The organism is Planobispora rosea (assembly GCF_014648175.1).
GTDB lineage: Bacteria > Actinomycetota > Actinomycetes > Streptosporangiales > Streptosporangiaceae > Planobispora > Planobispora rosea.
Map to the genome: position 1 here is coordinate 1 of NZ_BMQP01000073.1, position 15,893 is coordinate 15,893.

At 70.5% G+C, this 15,893-nt stretch carries 11 protein-coding genes; 8 read left to right on the forward strand and 3 right to left on the reverse strand.

Annotated features, from left to right (window positions below; genetic code table 11):
• On the forward strand, positions 1-2,949 hold a 2,949-nt coding region (locus IEZ08_RS37405; protein WP_189244066.1), incomplete at its 5' end, for a type I polyketide synthase.
• A 228-nt stretch (positions 2,950-3,177) separates the two neighbouring features.
• A complete protein-coding gene (locus IEZ08_RS37410) occupies positions 3,178-3,411 on the forward strand; it encodes a GlcG/HbpS family heme-binding protein (protein ID WP_203863711.1) in 234 nt (77 codons plus the stop codon).
• A 144-nt stretch (positions 3,412-3,555) separates the two neighbouring features.
• On the opposite strand, the gene IEZ08_RS37415 is transcribed toward IEZ08_RS37410, so the two are convergent.
• The 3 genes from IEZ08_RS37415 to IEZ08_RS37425 form a co-directional block, all read right to left on the reverse strand.
• Positions 3,556-4,224 (reverse strand): 4'-phosphopantetheinyl transferase family protein, encoded by a 669-nt coding sequence (locus IEZ08_RS37415; RefSeq protein WP_068926356.1) that lies wholly within the window; start codon positions 4,222-4,224, stop codon positions 3,556-3,558.
• A gap of 73 nt (positions 4,225-4,297) precedes the next feature.
• Entirely contained in the window at positions 4,298-7,489 is a 3,192-nt protein-coding gene (locus IEZ08_RS37420; protein ID WP_229803933.1) for an AfsR/SARP family transcriptional regulator, read from the reverse strand.
• Positions 7,490-7,963: 474 nt separating this feature from the next.
• Entirely contained in the window at positions 7,964-8,173 is a 210-nt protein-coding gene (locus IEZ08_RS37425; RefSeq protein WP_068926354.1) for a hypothetical protein, read from the reverse strand.
• A gap of 239 nt (positions 8,174-8,412) precedes the next feature.
• Between IEZ08_RS37425 and IEZ08_RS37430 the strand changes: the two genes are divergently transcribed.
• The 6 genes from IEZ08_RS37430 to IEZ08_RS37455 all read left to right on the forward strand — a co-directional run.
• On the forward strand, positions 8,413-8,751 hold the full coding sequence (locus tag IEZ08_RS37430) for a hydroxyisourate hydrolase (protein ID WP_068926352.1): 339 nt from the start codon (positions 8,413-8,415) through the stop codon (positions 8,749-8,751).
• A 30-nt stretch (positions 8,752-8,781) separates the two neighbouring features.
• A complete protein-coding gene (locus tag IEZ08_RS37435) occupies positions 8,782-10,539 on the forward strand; it encodes a 2-isopropylmalate synthase (protein WP_068929117.1) in 1,758 nt (585 codons plus the stop codon).
• Positions 10,540-10,568: 29 nt separating this feature from the next.
• A complete protein-coding gene (locus IEZ08_RS37440) occupies positions 10,569-13,334 on the forward strand; it encodes an AAA family ATPase (protein WP_068926350.1) in 2,766 nt (921 codons plus the stop codon).
• A 206-nt stretch (positions 13,335-13,540) separates the two neighbouring features.
• Positions 13,541-15,085, forward strand: a complete 1,545-nt coding sequence (locus tag IEZ08_RS37445) for an acyl-CoA carboxylase subunit beta (RefSeq protein WP_068926348.1) — start codon at positions 13,541-13,543, stop codon at positions 15,083-15,085.
• Positions 15,085-15,273 (forward strand): acyl-CoA carboxylase subunit epsilon, encoded by a 189-nt coding sequence (locus IEZ08_RS37450; RefSeq protein WP_068926346.1) that lies wholly within the window; start codon positions 15,085-15,087, stop codon positions 15,271-15,273. Before IEZ08_RS37445 ends, IEZ08_RS37450 begins: the two co-directional genes overlap by 1 nt.
• Positions 15,274-15,278: 5 nt before the next feature.
• Positions 15,279-15,893: biotin carboxylase N-terminal domain-containing protein (locus tag IEZ08_RS37455; protein ID WP_308426629.1), on the forward strand; the 615-nt coding region annotated here is incomplete at its 3' end.

Sequence of the window (15,893 nt, forward strand, 5' to 3'; positions counted from 1 at the left end):
GACGCGGTGTTGTCGGTGATGGGCCCGGCCTGCGTCGAAGGCGAGGAAACGGCGTTCATCCCGCTGCTGCGTCGGGACCGGGAGGAGCAGCGGGAGCTGTTGACCGGAATCGCGCGGGCATGGGCGCGGGGAGTGCCGGTGACATGGGAGGAGCTCTACGCCGGGTCCGGTGCCCGGCGGGTGGATGTGCCGACCTACGCCTTCCAGCGCAAGCGCTACTGGCAGAACGCGCCCGTGGTGCAGCTGGATGTCACCTCCGTGGGCCTGGCGAAGACCGGACACGCGATGCTCACGGCCGCGCTCGCGATGCCGGACGCGGACGGCCTGGTCATGACCGGGCGCCTCTCCCGCCAGGACGATCCCTGGCTGTCCGACCACTCCGTTTTCGGATCCGTACTCCTGCCCGGCACCGCTTTCGTCGAGCTCGCGATACGTGCGGGTGAGGAGATCGGCTGCGGAGTGCTCGACGAACTGACCGTCGAACAGCCGCTGGTGCTGCCGGAGGAGGGCGGTCTCGCCGTACAGGTTCAGGTCGGGGCTGAGGACGAGACCGGCAGACGGGCGGTGCACCTCTACTCCCGGTCCGCCGACTCCGATGCCGACGAAGCGTGGACCAGGCATGCCTCCGGATTCCTGACCGCCGAAGACGCCGAGCCCGTGGCCCTGGCCGCGTGGCCGCCGCCGGGCGCCGACGCGCTGCCGGTGGACGGCCTCTACGAGAGGCTGGCCGACCAGGGGTACGACTACGGCCCGGTGTTCCGGGGACTGCGTGCCGCCTGGCGACGTGACGGTGAGGTCTTCGCCGAGGTCGCCCTGCCCGACGGCGTGGAAACCGAGGGCTTCGGCCTGCACCCGGCACTGCTGGACGCCGCCCTCCACGTGGGCCTGCTGGCTGAGGAGAACGACCGTGAGACGTCGCTGCCGTTCGCTTGGACAGGCGTGTCGCTGCACCGTGTGGGGGCAGCCGAACTCCGTGTCCGCGTCTCGGGTATCGAAACCGGCACCCTGTCGCTGGACGTCTGCGACGCGACAGGCGTTCCGGTGGCGTCGGTGCGTGGCCTGGTGACTCGCCCGGTGACCGCGGCGCAGTTGCGGCCTGCGGGTGTTGAGCCGGTGTATCGGGTGGAGTGGCGTGCGGTCACCTCTGGTGAGTCTGCTGCGGTGGGCCGGGTGGTGCTGGCGGGGGCTGATGTGTTCGGCCTGGGCCTGCCGCAGGTGGCCGAATCGCCGGGGTTGGCCGGGTCGGCCGATGCGGCGGATGCGGCTGATGTGGTGGTGTGGTGTGTCGATGGCCGGGGTGGTGATGTCCGGCAGGTGAGTGGGGCGGTGCTGGGCTGGCTGCAGGAGCGGTTGGCGGTTGAGGGTGGCCGGTTGGTGGTGGTGACCCGGGGCGCGGCCGGTGAGGGCATCTCGGATGTGGCGGCGGCGGCGGTGTGGGGTCTGGTGCGTTCGGCTCAGGCCGAGCACCCGGACCGGATCGTGTTGCTGGACCTTCCCATGGATGCGGCCGAGGTGGCGTGGGCGCGGGTGCTGGGTTGTGGTGAGCCGGAACTGCTGGTGCGGGACGGGGTGCTGCTGGCGCCGCGGTTGGTGCGTGCTCCGGTCCCCGGCCCGGGGCCGGCTGCGGCCGCCGATCCTGAGGCGGCGGGCTGGGGGTCGGGCAGTGTGCTGGTCACCGGGGGGACCGGGGGGTTGGGTGCGCTGGTGGCCTCGCATCTGGCCGGCCGGCATGGTGTGGCTGATCTGGTGTTGGTGAGTCGGCGGGGGATGGCCGCGCCGGGCGCGAGTGAGTTGGTGGCCGAGCTGGAGCAGACCGGTGCTCGGGTGCGGGTGGTGGCGTGTGATGTGACCGATCGGGCTGCGCTGGCCGATCTCATAGCCGGGTTGCCGGAGTTGAGTGCTGTGGTGCATACCGCGGGGATTTTGGATGACGGTGTGCTCAGTGCGTTGACGGTTGAGCGGTTGGATGCGGTGTTGGCGGCCAAGGCGGTGGCGGCCTGGTATCTGCATGAGCTGACCCGGGATCGCGAGCTGGCGGCGTTCGTGTTGTTCTCCTCGGTGGCCGGCACGCTGGGGGCGCCGGGGCAGGCCAACTACGCCGCGGCCAATGCGTTCCTGGATGCGCTGGCGGTTTATCGGCGTGCTCATGGTCTGGCGGCGCAGTCGCTGGCGTGGGGACTGTGGGCCGACACCGGAATGGGCGCGACGCTGGGCGACACCGACGTGACGCGCATGGCCAAGGGCGGAATCGCCCCCTTCACCAAGGAGGAAGGGCTGGCCATGTGGGAGGCGGCCATAGGCGCGGGTGACGCCCTGCTGCTCCCCATGCACCTGGACCCGGCGGGGCTGCGCGCGCAGGGCGAGGTGCCGCGGATCTTCCACGAGCTGGTGCGACCCTCGGCGCGCCGAGGCGCCGCCGGTACCGGCGGCGGCACCGGCCCGACCCTCGGTGAGCTTCTCGCGAATGTCCAGGAAGCCGACCGCGAGGAGGCCGTGACGTCTCTCGTGCGCACGCACGTCGCCCATGTCCTCGGCCACAGCGGCCCCGACGCCGTCGCGGTCGACAAGGGCCTGCTGGAGCAGGGCCTGGATTCCCTCGCCGCGCTGGACCTGCGCAACCGCCTCACCGGGATCAGTGGGTGGCGTCTGCCCGCCACATTGATTTTCGATTACCCGACCCCCGCCGCGATCGCCGAATTCCTGCTCTCGGAGCTGGCGGGGGTGACCGCGGCGCCCACGCTCGACGACGACCTGGCGCGGGTCGAGCGTGCCCTGGAGTCCGCCGCACCCGACGCGGCCGAGTTCGCGAGGATCGGAGCGCGGCTGCGCGCTCTGGCGAGCCGCTGGACGAGCCTGCACGGGGACGCGGACGACAACGAGGATCTGACCGCGGCCAGCGCCAGCGAGCTGTTCGACCTGCTGGACAGCGAGCTGGAGGCGTCCGCCTGAGATTTCGCATCGCATGCTGAAAAGCAGAAGCCCTCACCTGTGTGGAGGGCTTCTGCTTGTGGCGCGTCCGGCAGAGGTGCGCCTGGTTGTCAGCGGACAGGGCTTCCTTCCCGATGACGGACACGAGCGCTTCCCGCCGGCGGACACCGGAGTTTCCCATCGGCGGATAGCAGAGTTCCCGCGGTGAGCTTGGACGGTGGGGTCAGACATCCCGGTTTTGCAGAGTGGGTGTCCACAAAGGCCAAGTCCTCGGCGCTGTTCCGGATGCCGTCGGCGGTGATCGGCCAGATCTCCCAGCCGGGCGGTCCCTGTTACGGCGTCGAGGTCACCAACGACGGGCTGGTGTCCTCTGGCGACGGCCTGCCGATCGTCGACGAGAGTGGTCGCACCATCGGTGCGGTGGGTGTCTCGGGCGGAGATGTCCAGCAGGACACCCTGGTCGCCGAAGCCTGCGCCGCCTGACGGAGCCGTCGCTGCCTCACACCTGGCAGGACTGCCTCACATCCGGCAGGGGTGCGGCCCCGTCCCGTGGTCACTCGGGGGTGGAAACCCCTGAAGGGAAGGTGACTCGATCGCCAGCCGAGCAGATCAGCCGAGCAGGGGGTGTCAGTCGGTCCGGGGCATCACGATGGCGGTGAGGATGAGGCCGTTCTCGCTCATCCAGCGGCCGGAGAACCCGCGCAGTTTGCGGCCGTTCACCATCGGCCCGTCCACCAGCAGGCGCGCGGAGAAGCGGTCCTGGTGCGGGTCGACGGTCACCCGGGCGTCCTCGAAGTTCAGCCAGCGCCCGGTGAGCGGGAACCACGCCTTGTAGACGGCTTCCTTGGCGCAGAACAGCAGCCGATCCCACCGGATCTCCGGGCTGTCCGACAACATCGCGGCGACTTCCGAGCGCTCCTCGGGCAGCCCGATGGCCTCCAGTACGCCGTTGGGGAGCGGCTGGTTCGGCTCAGCGTCGATACCGATCGTCGCGGTCTGCTCCGGCTCGCCCAGAACCGCGCCGCGGTAACCCGCGCAGTGCGTGATGCTGCCGATGACGTTGGCCGGCCACTGCGGCTCGCCGCGCACTCCGGGCGGAACCGGGGCCGGGGGCCTGCCCAGCAGCTTCAGCGCCCGCCGGGCGCACGCGCGTGCGGTGATGAACTCGTTGCGCCGCTTGTCCACCGCCTTGGTGATGGCCGCTTCCTCTTCGGGGAAGAGCATCTCCTCGGCGGGGTTCACGTCAGCGAAGGTGTCAGCGGACACGACGAACGGCGGGAGGATCGTTTCAATCATGATGTGCCCTCCGCTCGGTCATGTCTTGATCGTAGGAGGCGTCCTTTCCCCCATGGAATGGTTCGGCCGCAGCTCAAGGGGCTGACGGAGCGGGATAGGGGTCCGTGGTGGCCAGCCCGTCCAGCCCATCCAGTCCGTCCGACCTGCTCAGTCCGTCCGACCTGTTCAGCTCGTCGAGCTTGGCCGCCACCTGCTCGCGCAACTGCGCGGAGGAGGCCGCCTCAAGCTTCTCGACCAGCATCTGAGCGTCCAGGAGGTGCTGACGTGCCGTCGCCGCGTCGCCGAGCTGCGTGTGCGCGTCGCCGAGCAGGAGCAGGCACCGTACCTCGGTCATCGGGACCTGCAGGTGGCTGGCGAGGTCTCGCGAGCGCTGCAGCAGCGGCACCGCCTCGGCCTGGTCCCGGGCGAGCAGGGTCACCTCGCCCAGGCTCAGCAGGATGTAGCTCTCCACCAGGCGGTGCTTGGCGGTTCCCGCGACGTCCAGAGCCTCCCGGAGCGTCAGGGCGGCCTCGTCCAGCCGGCCCAGCCGCACCTGCGCGCTGCCGAGTCCGTGCAGGGCGTACGCCTCCCCGATGGGGTCGCCGATCGTCCGGACGACGCCGAGCGCCTTCTCGAAGGTCTCGGACGCGGCGGCCGGATCGTCGGCCTGTAGGTGGACGTGGCCCAGCCGGTGCAGCACCTGGGCCACTATCCGCCTGCTGCCGCCGGCCGAGCTCATCTCCAGCGCCTGGGTGAGCATCACCCGGGCACCCTCCACGTCGCCCAGGTCGAGCCGGAGCCACCCGAGGTTGTGCAGAACGTAGGCGGCGGCCACGGTGGTCCCGGTGCGGCGGAAGATGTCCAGCGCCTCCTCCAGCCGCTCGGCGGCCAGCTCGAACTGGCCGCTGAGGCGGTCGAGCATGCCGATGCTGCGGATGGCCAGGCCGGCGCCCTGCTCGTCTCCCAGTTCCCGGAACAGCTCCAGCGACTGTTCGAAGGCGCGCCTGGCGTCCTCGTAGCGCTGCTCGGTGTAGCTGTAGGCGCCGATCGAGTGCAGGATCGCCGCCTGTCCCCGCCTGTCGGCCGTCTGCTGGACGGCCGACATGGCGATGTCGTGGATCTCCCGCCAGTCGTCGATGTAGACGCGGTACTCCAGGAACATGGCCGTGGTGAGCGTCAGGCTCCAGCACAGCGCGGTCAGCCCCGCCTGGGCGGCCTGCCGGATGCCGGACACGAGCACGAGCCGCTCCCGCTCGAACCACGCCATCGGGTCGGCGACGAGCGGCAGCACCACGTCGTCGGGGAGCGGCCAGATGACGGCGTCCGGGCTCCGTACGCGGATGTTGTCGCCATGCTCGCGATCGCTCGCGGCGCCGGCGAGCAGCAGCAGCGCGCCCAGGACACGGGCGAGGGCGGCCTTGCGCTCGGTGATGGACTCCTCGGCCACCAGGCGTTCGCGGGCGAACACTCTGATGAGGTCGTGGAAGCGATACTGCGTGTGAACACCCCGACCGTTCCCCGCGATCTCCACCAGCTGCGCGTGCGCCAGTTCGTCGAACAGGTCCTCGGCGTCCGAGAAGGGCACGTCGAGCAGCGCGGCTCCGACCCAGGAGGACAGGACCGCGCAGTCCAGGATGGCGAGGCGGCGGAAGAGCATGCGCGCCTGCTCGGAGACGCCCTCGTAGGTGATCGACAGGCTGGCCCGTACCCCCATGTCGCCGTGCTTGAGCTCGTCCAGCCGCCGTGCTTCGTCCCCGAGCCTGCGCGCGAGGCGCTCCAGCGTCCAGTGGGGATGTACGGAGAGCCGGGCGCCGGCGATGCGCAGCGCCAGCGGAAGGTAACCGCAGAGCCCGGCCAGCCGGGCGGCGGCGGCGGGCTCCGCGTGGACCCGCTCGGCCCCCGCCACACGCGCCAGCAGCTCCATCGACTGGACCGTGTCGAAGACGTCGACGTCGAGATGGACCGCTCCGGGCATGCCGCCGAGCCGCCCGCGGCTGGTGACGATCACCGCGGAGGCCGGATCGCCGGGCAGCAGCGGCAGGACCTGGCTCTCACCGGCCGCGTCGTCGAGCACGATCAGCATCCGCCTCCCGGCGATCATCGCCCGGTACATCTCGGCCCGCTCGTCCAGCGTCTCCGGCAACGCGCTGCCGGACACGCCCAGGACGCGCAGGAACCGCTCCAGCACCTGCATGGGGCTCACCGGGAGGGTCGCCGCACCGTGCAGGTTGGCGAACAGCTGCCCGTCGGGGAACTCCGCGGCGACTCTGTGGGCGGCCTGGACGGCCACGGTGGTCTTGCCGATGCCGGCCTTGCCCACGATGACCACGATGGGAACGGCGATGCGGGACGGCTCGCGCCTGGCGGCCCCGAGAGCCGCGCTGATCTGCCGCAGCTGGTGATCGCGGCCGGTGAAGTCGGCGATCGTGGTGGGCAGCATGACCGGTGAGGCAGGGGCGGACGCCGTCGCCGCCACGGCGGGCTCCTGCACCGGATCGATGACCGGCGCGCGGGGGAGGTCGAGGTCCGGATCGGAGGTCAGAATCGAATGTTCGAGCTGCTGCAGCTCGTCGCCGGGATCGATGCCCAGCTCCTCGACCATGGTCTCCTTGCCCTGCCGGTAGACCTGGAGCGCCTCGGCCTGGCGGCCCGACCGGTACATGGCCCTCATCAGATGGGCGCGGAGCCGTTCCCGCAGCGGATGCGTCTGGACCAGCTCGCTCAGCTCCCCGACCAGCTGGCTGTGGTAGCCGAGCTCCAGCTCCAGCTCCGCACACGCCTCAAGGGCCGTCAGCCGTTGCTCCTCCAGCCGCTGGGCGGCCGACTCGAGCAGCCTGCTCTCCACGCCCGCCAGCGCGGGGCCACGCCACTCGGCCAGTGCCTTGCGGTACATCTTGGCCGCCCGCTCGATCTGGTTCTCCGCCTGAGCCCGCCGCGCCCCCTGAATCAGGCTTTCGAACCGGTGGGCGTCCACGTCGACCGGATCGACCTGGATGACGTAGCCCTGCGGGCGGGTGAGGATGAAGTTGGAGTCGTGGTAGAGCCCGAAGAGCCGGCGCAGCGCCGATATGCAGATCTGCACCTGGGCCTTGGATGTGGACGGTGGATCGTCACCGTAGATGGCTTCCATCAGGCGCCCGATGGTCACCGTGCGATTGGCTTCGAGCAGGAGTGTGGCGAGGACCACCTGCTGCCGCGTTCCCCCGAGTTTCAGTCGTCGTCCTTCAGCTGTGACCTCCAGCGGTCCCAGCAGACTGAACGCCAGCCGCCACTTCTCGACAGCCAAGCGATTGCCCCCACGTCGTCGAGTCTCCACGAGGCCCGATATGGCGTTGTCAATGCTCAGCAGGAGCTGCTCAACAGGCGCTCGGGAAAACAACCTTCAGTTGTTTAACGATGCCGAAAATTCACGATATAGATAAGGTCTGCGATTTGGATTGCGTTCAAGAGCAAAGGGTACTTGCTGCTTGCAGCCGGTTCAAGGCGTTGCACGCTCGGTAAGATCGGGTTGTCGCCGGGTAACGACCCGGCTGTCTTCCGGACGGTCGAAACCGGGGTGCCGGAGGGGCACCCGCGTGAGCGGGCACGCCGTGGGCGCGTGCGCATAGTCCGCCGATAATCCCAGTTCAGATTGCTATTGGCGCAGGGCGTTGCAGGGCGTTATCGCGGACGGCGTATGGCCACGGGACGTCGCGCGCTCATCTGTGCGCTGCAGACGTTCCGTGGCCATACGCCGTCGGGCTGTCGAATGGGAAGTCCGTCACCACGGGTCCTGGCCCTCGGTGTCCCACGGGTCCTGGCCCGCGGCGCGCCACGGGTCCTGGCCCGCGGCGCGCCAGGGGTCCTGCCCCGGGCCACCCGAGGTGACCGTCACCTCGGTGGAGTCCGCCGCGGCGGGGGCCGCCAGCGCCGCCGTGCCGGCGCACAGGGCGAAAGTCAGGGCGGTGGCGCGGATCCACTTCTCGATCATCCTTCGGACCTCCTCATCGTCGGTGGCCCGGTGGCCCCCGCTGGTCGGCTGATGATTCGAAGGTGGAGAAAGCCGCCATCCACCCGCTATCGCGCTGCTTCCGGATCGCCTTCGAGGTCCGCCGATAGAGCGGCGAAGGCGATCGGATAACGGGTGCGCCCATCCTGACACCGTGGCCGAAGACCAGCGCCCCCGACCCGCGGGCGGCCGGGCCGGTCACAGAGGGGAGCTCAAGCGACATGGAAATCACCGCGCAGGCACTGGACGGTGTCCACGGCCTGCCGGCCGTCGGCGTCCGCGTACGCCTCGAGCGGTCGGTGGACGGTCACTGGGCACTCCTGGCCGATTCGGAGGTCGGCGAGGACGGGCGTGTCGACAAATGGCACGGCCGGCCGCTTCAGAGAGGCCTGTACAGAATTTCATTCGACAGCGACTACTACTTCGGAAGCATGGGCCTAACCGCCGCTTATCCGGAAGTCAGCCTCGTATTCCGGGCGAGGGGAGATGCTGACTCCTGTCGTATCCAGGTAGTGCTGGCGCCGTACACCTGCTCGACCCATCTCAGTTTCCGAAGGTGAAACCCGGAATGGAGCGGAAAAGTGAACACGATGCGACAGCGGGCCGAACGCTATCAAAAATTCACCCCGGTCGTACTGGCCGATCGCCGCTGGCCGGACAACGTCATCGCCAAGGCTCCGCGCTGGCTCTCCACCGACCTGCGTGACGGCAATCAATCGCTGGTCAGTCCGATGACGCCGGAGCGCAAGCTCGCCATGTTCGAGCTCCTGGTCGACATCGGCTACAAGGAGATCGAAGTCGGGTTCCCGGTCGCCAGCCAGGACGACCACGACTTCCTGCGGATGCTCATCGAGCAGGACCGGATCCCCGACGACGTACGCATCACCGTCATGGTGCAGGCCAGGGACGAGCTGATCCGCCGTACGGTCGAGAGCCTCAGGGGAGCCCCCAGGGCCGTCGTCCACCTCTACAACGCCACATCGCCGCTGTTCCGCCGCGTGGTGTTCGGCATGACGAGAGAGGAGTGCAAGGACCTCGCCGTCCAGGGCACCCGGCTCGTGATGAAGTACGGCGAGCGGCTCCTCGGCGAGTGCGACCTGGGTTTCCAGTACTCGCCGGAGCTCTTCGGCGACACCGAGCTGGACTTCGCGCTCGAGGTCTGCGAGGCGGTCATGGACGTCTACCAGCCGGAGACGGGCCGGGACATCATCCTCAACTTCCCCACCACGGTCGAGCGCACCACCCCCAACGTCTTCGCCGACCAGATCGAGTGGATGCACCGGAACCTCTCCCGCAGGGAGCACGTCTGCCTGTCCATCCACCCGCACAACGACAGGGGCACCGGCGTGGCCTCCACCGAGCTGGCCGTGATGGCCGGCGCCGAGCGCGTGGAGGGCTGCCTGTTCGGCAACGGCGAGCGGGCCGGCAACGTCTGCCTGGTCACGCTCGGACTGAACCTCTTCGCGCAGGGAGTCGACCCGGGCGTCGACTTCTCCGACATCAACCGCATCCGGCGGGTCGTCGAGGAGTGCAACGGTCTGCCCGTGCACCCGCGTCACCCCTACGGCGGCGACCTGGTCTACACCTCCTTCTCCGGATCCCACCAGGACGCGATCAAGAAGGGCTTCGACGACCTGGCACGGCGGGCCGCGGCAACGGGCCGTGAGGCCGGCGGAATGCCGTGGGACATGCCGTACCTGCTTATCGACCCGGCCGACGTGGGCCGGACGTACGAGACCCTCGTGCGGATCAACAGCCAGTCGGGCAAGGGCGGCGTGGCCTACGTGCTCAGCACCTGGCACGGCCTCAACCTCCCCCGGGCCCTGCAGGCCGACTTCGCCGGCGTCGTCCAGGCCCACGTGGACGGCACGCGCGAGGAGGTCACGCCGCAGCGGGTCAAGGAGCTCTTCGACAGCGAGTACATGGTCGGCGACGACCGGCCGATCCCGATCCCGCCGCAGGACGTTCCCGTCACCGTCACGCTCCACATCGACGGCGGCGGCTTCGCCGTCGACGGCTCACGCACGACCGACGTCCACACCGTGCGCGAGCAGCTCGCGCAGTGGGGTTTCACCGTCGTGGCCGTCCACCGGACACCCGCTCAGGAGAACCGCGAGAACCGCGAGGACCACGAGAGCCGCGAGGGCCGCGAGGGCCGCGAGGACAGGGTGGCCGTCTACGTGGACTGCTCCTTCACCGCCGGCGCCCACTGGGGAGTCGGCCTGGGCCGCGACCTGAAAGAGGCGGCACAGGCCGCCGTGCGCTCCGCCGTCCTGCGGGCCAGGCGCGGGGGCGCGGAAACCGGAAGCGGGCCGATCCCGGCGCTGGCCACCGCGTCCGGCAGCTGAACACCACGCGAGGCGAGAGAGATAGGACCATGAGCCTGATTGACCGGAACGACACGATGGCCGACCTGGAGGATCTGCTCGCTTACGCGACCCAGGGCAAGGGGAGGGTGGCGCTCGTCTCGGGCGCCGTGGCCACCGGCAAGACCGAAGTACTCCAGGCCTTCGGTGAGGCCGCCTTCGAGTTCGGCGCGCTCACCGTGAGCGCCAGCGGCTCACGGGTGGAGCGGGAGCTGCCCTTCGGGGTGATCGGGCAGCTGCTCCGCGACGCGCCGCTCGTGGACCAGGACCGCGAGCGCGCCCTCGCGCTCCTGGACGAGGGCGGCAACGCGATGCTCACCGCGCAGCGCGAGGGCGACGACTTCCCGGAGCTCGACGCCCACCTGGTCCACAGCGTGTGCACCGTCCTGATCGAGCTGGCGCAGCGCTGCCCGCTGGTCATCACCGTCGACGACGTCCACCACGTCGACCGGGCCTCGCTGCTGTGCCTGGCCTACCTCGGCCGGCGCGCCAGGTTCGCCCCCGTGCTCCTCGTCCTGAGCCACTGCGAGCCCGGCCGTTCCAGTGACGCCTTCATCCTGGGCGAGCTGTCGCGTCAGCCCCACTGCAGGCGGCTGCGGCTGCCGCTGCTGAGCCGCGAGGGCGTGTCGTCCCTGATCGCCGAGCGGCTCGGTCAGGAGACCGCCGAGGAGTCCGCCGACTCCTGGTACGCGGTGAGCGGAGGCAACCCGCTGCTCGCCGCCTCGCTGGTCGAGGACTACGAGGACTACGTCCGCGCCTCGGGCGGCGAGCCGCCGTCCGGCTTCGTCATCGGGGTCAAGTACGGCGAGGCCGTCGTCTCCTGCCTGCGCCGCGGCGAGCCGTACACGCTCAAGGTCGCCCGCGCCCTGGCGGTGCTCGACACGGCCCAGGCCCTGCCCAAGCTCGTGGGCGGCGACGTCCAGCGCGCGCTTCACACCCTGACCCTGGCCGGTCTGCTGGAGCGGGACCGCTTCCGCCACCCGGAGGCGCGTGCCGCCGTGCTGGCGGAGGTGAGCGTCAACGAGCGTATGGAGCTGCAGCGCAGCGCCGCCGTCCTCGCCTACGAGCAGGGCGCGGCGCCCTCCGTGGTCGCCGGCCACCTCGTGGAGGCATCCCGGGTCGAGGCCGACTGGGTCGTGCCGGTCCTGGAGGACGCCGCCCGCGACGCGCTCCGTGAGGGCCTGGTGGACGCCGCCGTCTCCTACCTGCGGCTGGCCTGGCGCGAGTGCCCCGACGGGCAGCACAAGACCAGGATCGCCACGATGCTGGTGCGCGCCGAGTGGCGGATCAACCCCGGGGCCCCGGCCACCCACCTGGCCGAGCTCGCCGGCGCGCTGCGTCGCGACAGTCTCCGGGGCGCCGACGCGGTGGTCCTGACCAGGGCGCTGTTGTGGCACGGGCGCTTCGACGACGCGCGCGACGTGCTCACCCGCCTGAGCGAGTCGGCCGAGGCCGACACCCAGGAGGCCCAGGCCGAGCTGGCCATTCTCCAGCCGTGGCTGCGCGCCACCCACCCGGCCTTCCTCGCGCAGGCGCGCGCCGGACACGCCGGCAGCAGGGCCGCGATCACCTCGGTCTCCGCCAGCCGCCGCATGGACTCCGCCATGACCCTGGCGGACGTGCTGACGAGGGGTCCGCGTGAGCGCGTGCTCGAGGCGGCGCAGCGGATGCTCCAGGGCGTGCGGCTGGACGAGATGTCCATGGAGACGGTGGAGAACGCCCTTCTCACGATGGTGTACGGAGGGTGGGCGGAGAAGGCGGCCTCGTGGTGCGACGTGTTCAGCGTCGAGGCCGCCGCGCGCCGGGCCCCGAGCCGGCAGGCCAGGCTCGCCGCCATCCGCGCCGAGATCGCCCTGCGCCAGGGTGACCTCCAGGACGCCGCGCACCACGCCACCACCGCGCTGGAGATCATTCCCGCGTCGAGCTGGGGGGTGGCCGTGGGCGGCCCGCTGTCCAGCCTGATCATCGCCGCCACCGCGATGGGCGACCTCGCCGTGGGGGACCAGCAGCTGGACCGGCCCGTCCCGGAGGCCATGTTCGCCACCCGGTACGGCCTGCACTACCTGTACGCCAGGGGGAGGTACGGGCTGGCCGCCGGTCACCCCGGCCTGGCCCTGCGCGACTTCCAGCGCTGCGGCGAACTCATGAACGCCTGGGAGCTGGACGTCCCCGGCCTCCTGCCCTGGCGCGTCGACGCGGCCGAGGCACTGGTACGGCTGGGCCGTACGGAGGTCGCGCAGCAGCTCGTCGAGGCGCAGCTGGAGCGCTGCGGCTCCGGCTCGCCCCGGGAGCACGGCATGGCCATGCGGGTGCTCGCCTCGCTGGGTGAGGCCCGGCACCGGCCGATGCTGCTGCGCCAGGCCGCCGAGCTGCTCCAGACCGGCGCCGACCGCTACGAGCTGGCCCGGGCGCAGTTCGACCTCGCCGAGGCATACCATGCGCTGGGCGAGTTCCGCCGCGCCGGAATGATCACGGGGAGGGCCTACACGCTGGCCCAGGGGTGCCACGCCGAGCCGCTGTGCACCGCGCTGTCACCCAAGCAGCCGAGCGGTGAGGTGCCGGAGCGCACCGTGCTCGCGGCCACGCTCAGCGACGCGGAGCACAGGGTCGCCGCCCTCGCGGCGGCCGGCTTCACCAACAGGGAGATCGCCGCGAAGCTGTACATCACGGTGAGCACGGTGGAGCAGCACCTCACCCGCGTCTACCGCAAGCTCGACATCACCCGCCGTGCCGACCTGCCCTCCGGGCTCGACTTCGGGCTCGCCACGCGGAGTTGACGCTCACCGCCCGGAGCTGACGTCCCGCACCCGGAACCGGCCGTTCGCCACCCGAAGCCGACCCCTGTTGTGCCGGGCCGGACCCGGTGTAGGGGTGGGCCGGAGTCACGCCGCTGCCTAGCGTCACTGACAGGAGAGGAGGTCGCATGAACCTAAACAGTGCGGTTTCGCCGGATGTCTCTCATGCAGCTCTTCCGCGGGAGACGATGCGCGACCGGGTTGTCGAGCTTGAGCTCATCAAGGACAACATTCTCACCGGGCCCGACCCGGAGGCGACGAGGAAGCAGCACGCCAAGGGCAAGCTCACCGTCCGCGAGCGGCTGGACGTGCTCCTGGACGAGGGCTCGTTCGTGGAGGTCGAGCCCTTCAGGAGGCACCGGGCGACGGAGTTCGGCATGGACCGGCGCCGCCCGCACACCGACGGGGTGGTGGCCGGCTGGGGGCGGATCCACGGGCGTCAGGTGATGGTGTACGCGCATGACTTCCGGATGTTCGGCGGGGCCCTGGGAGAGGCGCACGCCGAGAAGATCCACAAGGCGATGGATCTCGCGGCGGCGGCCGGGGTGCCGTTGATCAGTTTGAACGACGGGGCGGGGGCCAGGATCCAGGAGGGGGTCACCGCCCTCGCCGGATACGGCGGGATTTTCCGTAGGAATGTGCAGTCTTCTGGCGTGATTCCGCAGATCAGCGTGATGCTGGGGCCATGCGCGGGTGGCGCGGCCTACTCTCCGGCGCTGACCGACTTCGTGTTCATGGTGCAGGGCACGGCCCAGATGTTCATCACCGGCCCCGACGTCGTCCGTACCGTCACCGGTGAGGACATCAGCCACGACGATCTGGGCGGTGCCCGGGTGCACGGCACGCTCTCCGGCGTGGCGGGGTTCGTCTACCCCGACGAGGTCTCCTGCCTGGAGGACGTCCGCTACCTGGTGTCCCTGCTGCCGTCGAACAACAGGATGCCGCCGCCCGCCGTACCGACCGACGACCCGGCGGACCGGCCCAACGACCGGCTGCTCGACCTGGTGCCCGCCGAGTCCAACCAGTCCTACGACATGGCGGAGGTCATCGCGGAGATCGTCGACGACGGCGAGTTCTTCGAGTTCCACGCGGGTTGGGCCGGCAACCTGCTGTGCGGCCTGGCCACGCTCGGTGGCCAGGTGGTGGGGATCGTGGCGAACCAGCCCAAGTTCCTCGCCGGAGTGCTGGACATCGAGGCATCGGAGAAGGGCGCGCGCTTCATCCAGATGTGCGACGCGTTCAACATCCCCCTCGTCAGCCTCGTCGACGTGCCGGGGTTCCTGCCCGGCACCGACCAGGAGCACAGCGGAATCATCCGGCGCGGAGCCAAGCTGCTGTACGCCTACTGCGCCGCGACGGTGCCCAGGATCCAGTTGATCATCCGCAAGGCGTACGGCGGAGCGTACATCGTCATGGACTCGCGCTCCATCGGCGCCGACCTGTCCTTCGCCTGGCCCACGAACGAGATCGCGGTGATGGGCGCGGAGGGCGCGGCGAATGTGATCTTCCGCAGGGAGATCGCCGCGGCCGACGACCCGGAGGCCAAGCGGGCCGAACGGGTGAACGAGTACCAGCGCACCCTCATGCACCCCTACTACGCCGCCGAGCGCGGCCTGGTGGACGACGTCATCGACCCGCGCAGCACCAGGGCGACGCTGATCCGCTCGCTGGAACTGCTCAGGGCCAAGCACGCCGCGCTCCCGGAGCGCAAGCACGGAAACCCGCCGATGTGATGGGCGGCGAGCTGGCCGTCGTGGCGGGAAACCCGACGGAAGAGGAACTCGCCGCGCTGATCTGCGTGGTCGGCCTGGTGGCCGGACGGGCGCGCCTGCCCGAGGAGGAACCGGCCGGGGCTCCGCCCGGGTGGCGTCCGGCGGTCTATCGCTCACCGCTGTCCTGGAGCGCGAGAGGTGCCAGATGAGTAAGCTGAGCAAGGTCCTGATCGCCAACCGCGGTGAGATCGCGGTCAGGGTCGCGCGTGCCTGCCGGGACGCGGGGATCGGGAGCGTGGCGGTCTACTCCGACCAGGACCTGGACGCCCTGCACGTCAGGATCGCCGACGAGGCGTACGCGCTGGGCGGGCAGAGCCCCGCCGAGACCTACCTCGACATCGCCAAGCTGCTGGGCGTCGCCCGGCAGTCGGGCGCGGACGCGGTGCACCCGGGCTACGGCTTCCTGGCCGAGAACGCGGACTTCGCCCAGGCGGTCATCGACGCGGGCCTGACCTGGATCGGGCCGCCGCCCGCAGCGATCACCGCGCTCGGCGACAAGGTGCGGGCCCGGCACATCGCCCAGAAGGTCGGCGCGCCGCTGGTGCCGGGCACGCCCGACCCGGTGAGCGGCGTCGCGGAGGTGACCGCGTTCGCCGAGCGGTACGGGCTGCCCGTGGCCATCAAGGCGGCGTACGGCGGCGGCGGGCGCGGCCTCAAGGTCGCCCGGCACTTCGGCGAGATCGACGACCTGTACGACAGCGCGGTCCGGGAGGCCGTCACGGCCTTCGGCCGGGGTGAGTGCTTCGTCGAGCGGTACCTGGACCGGCCC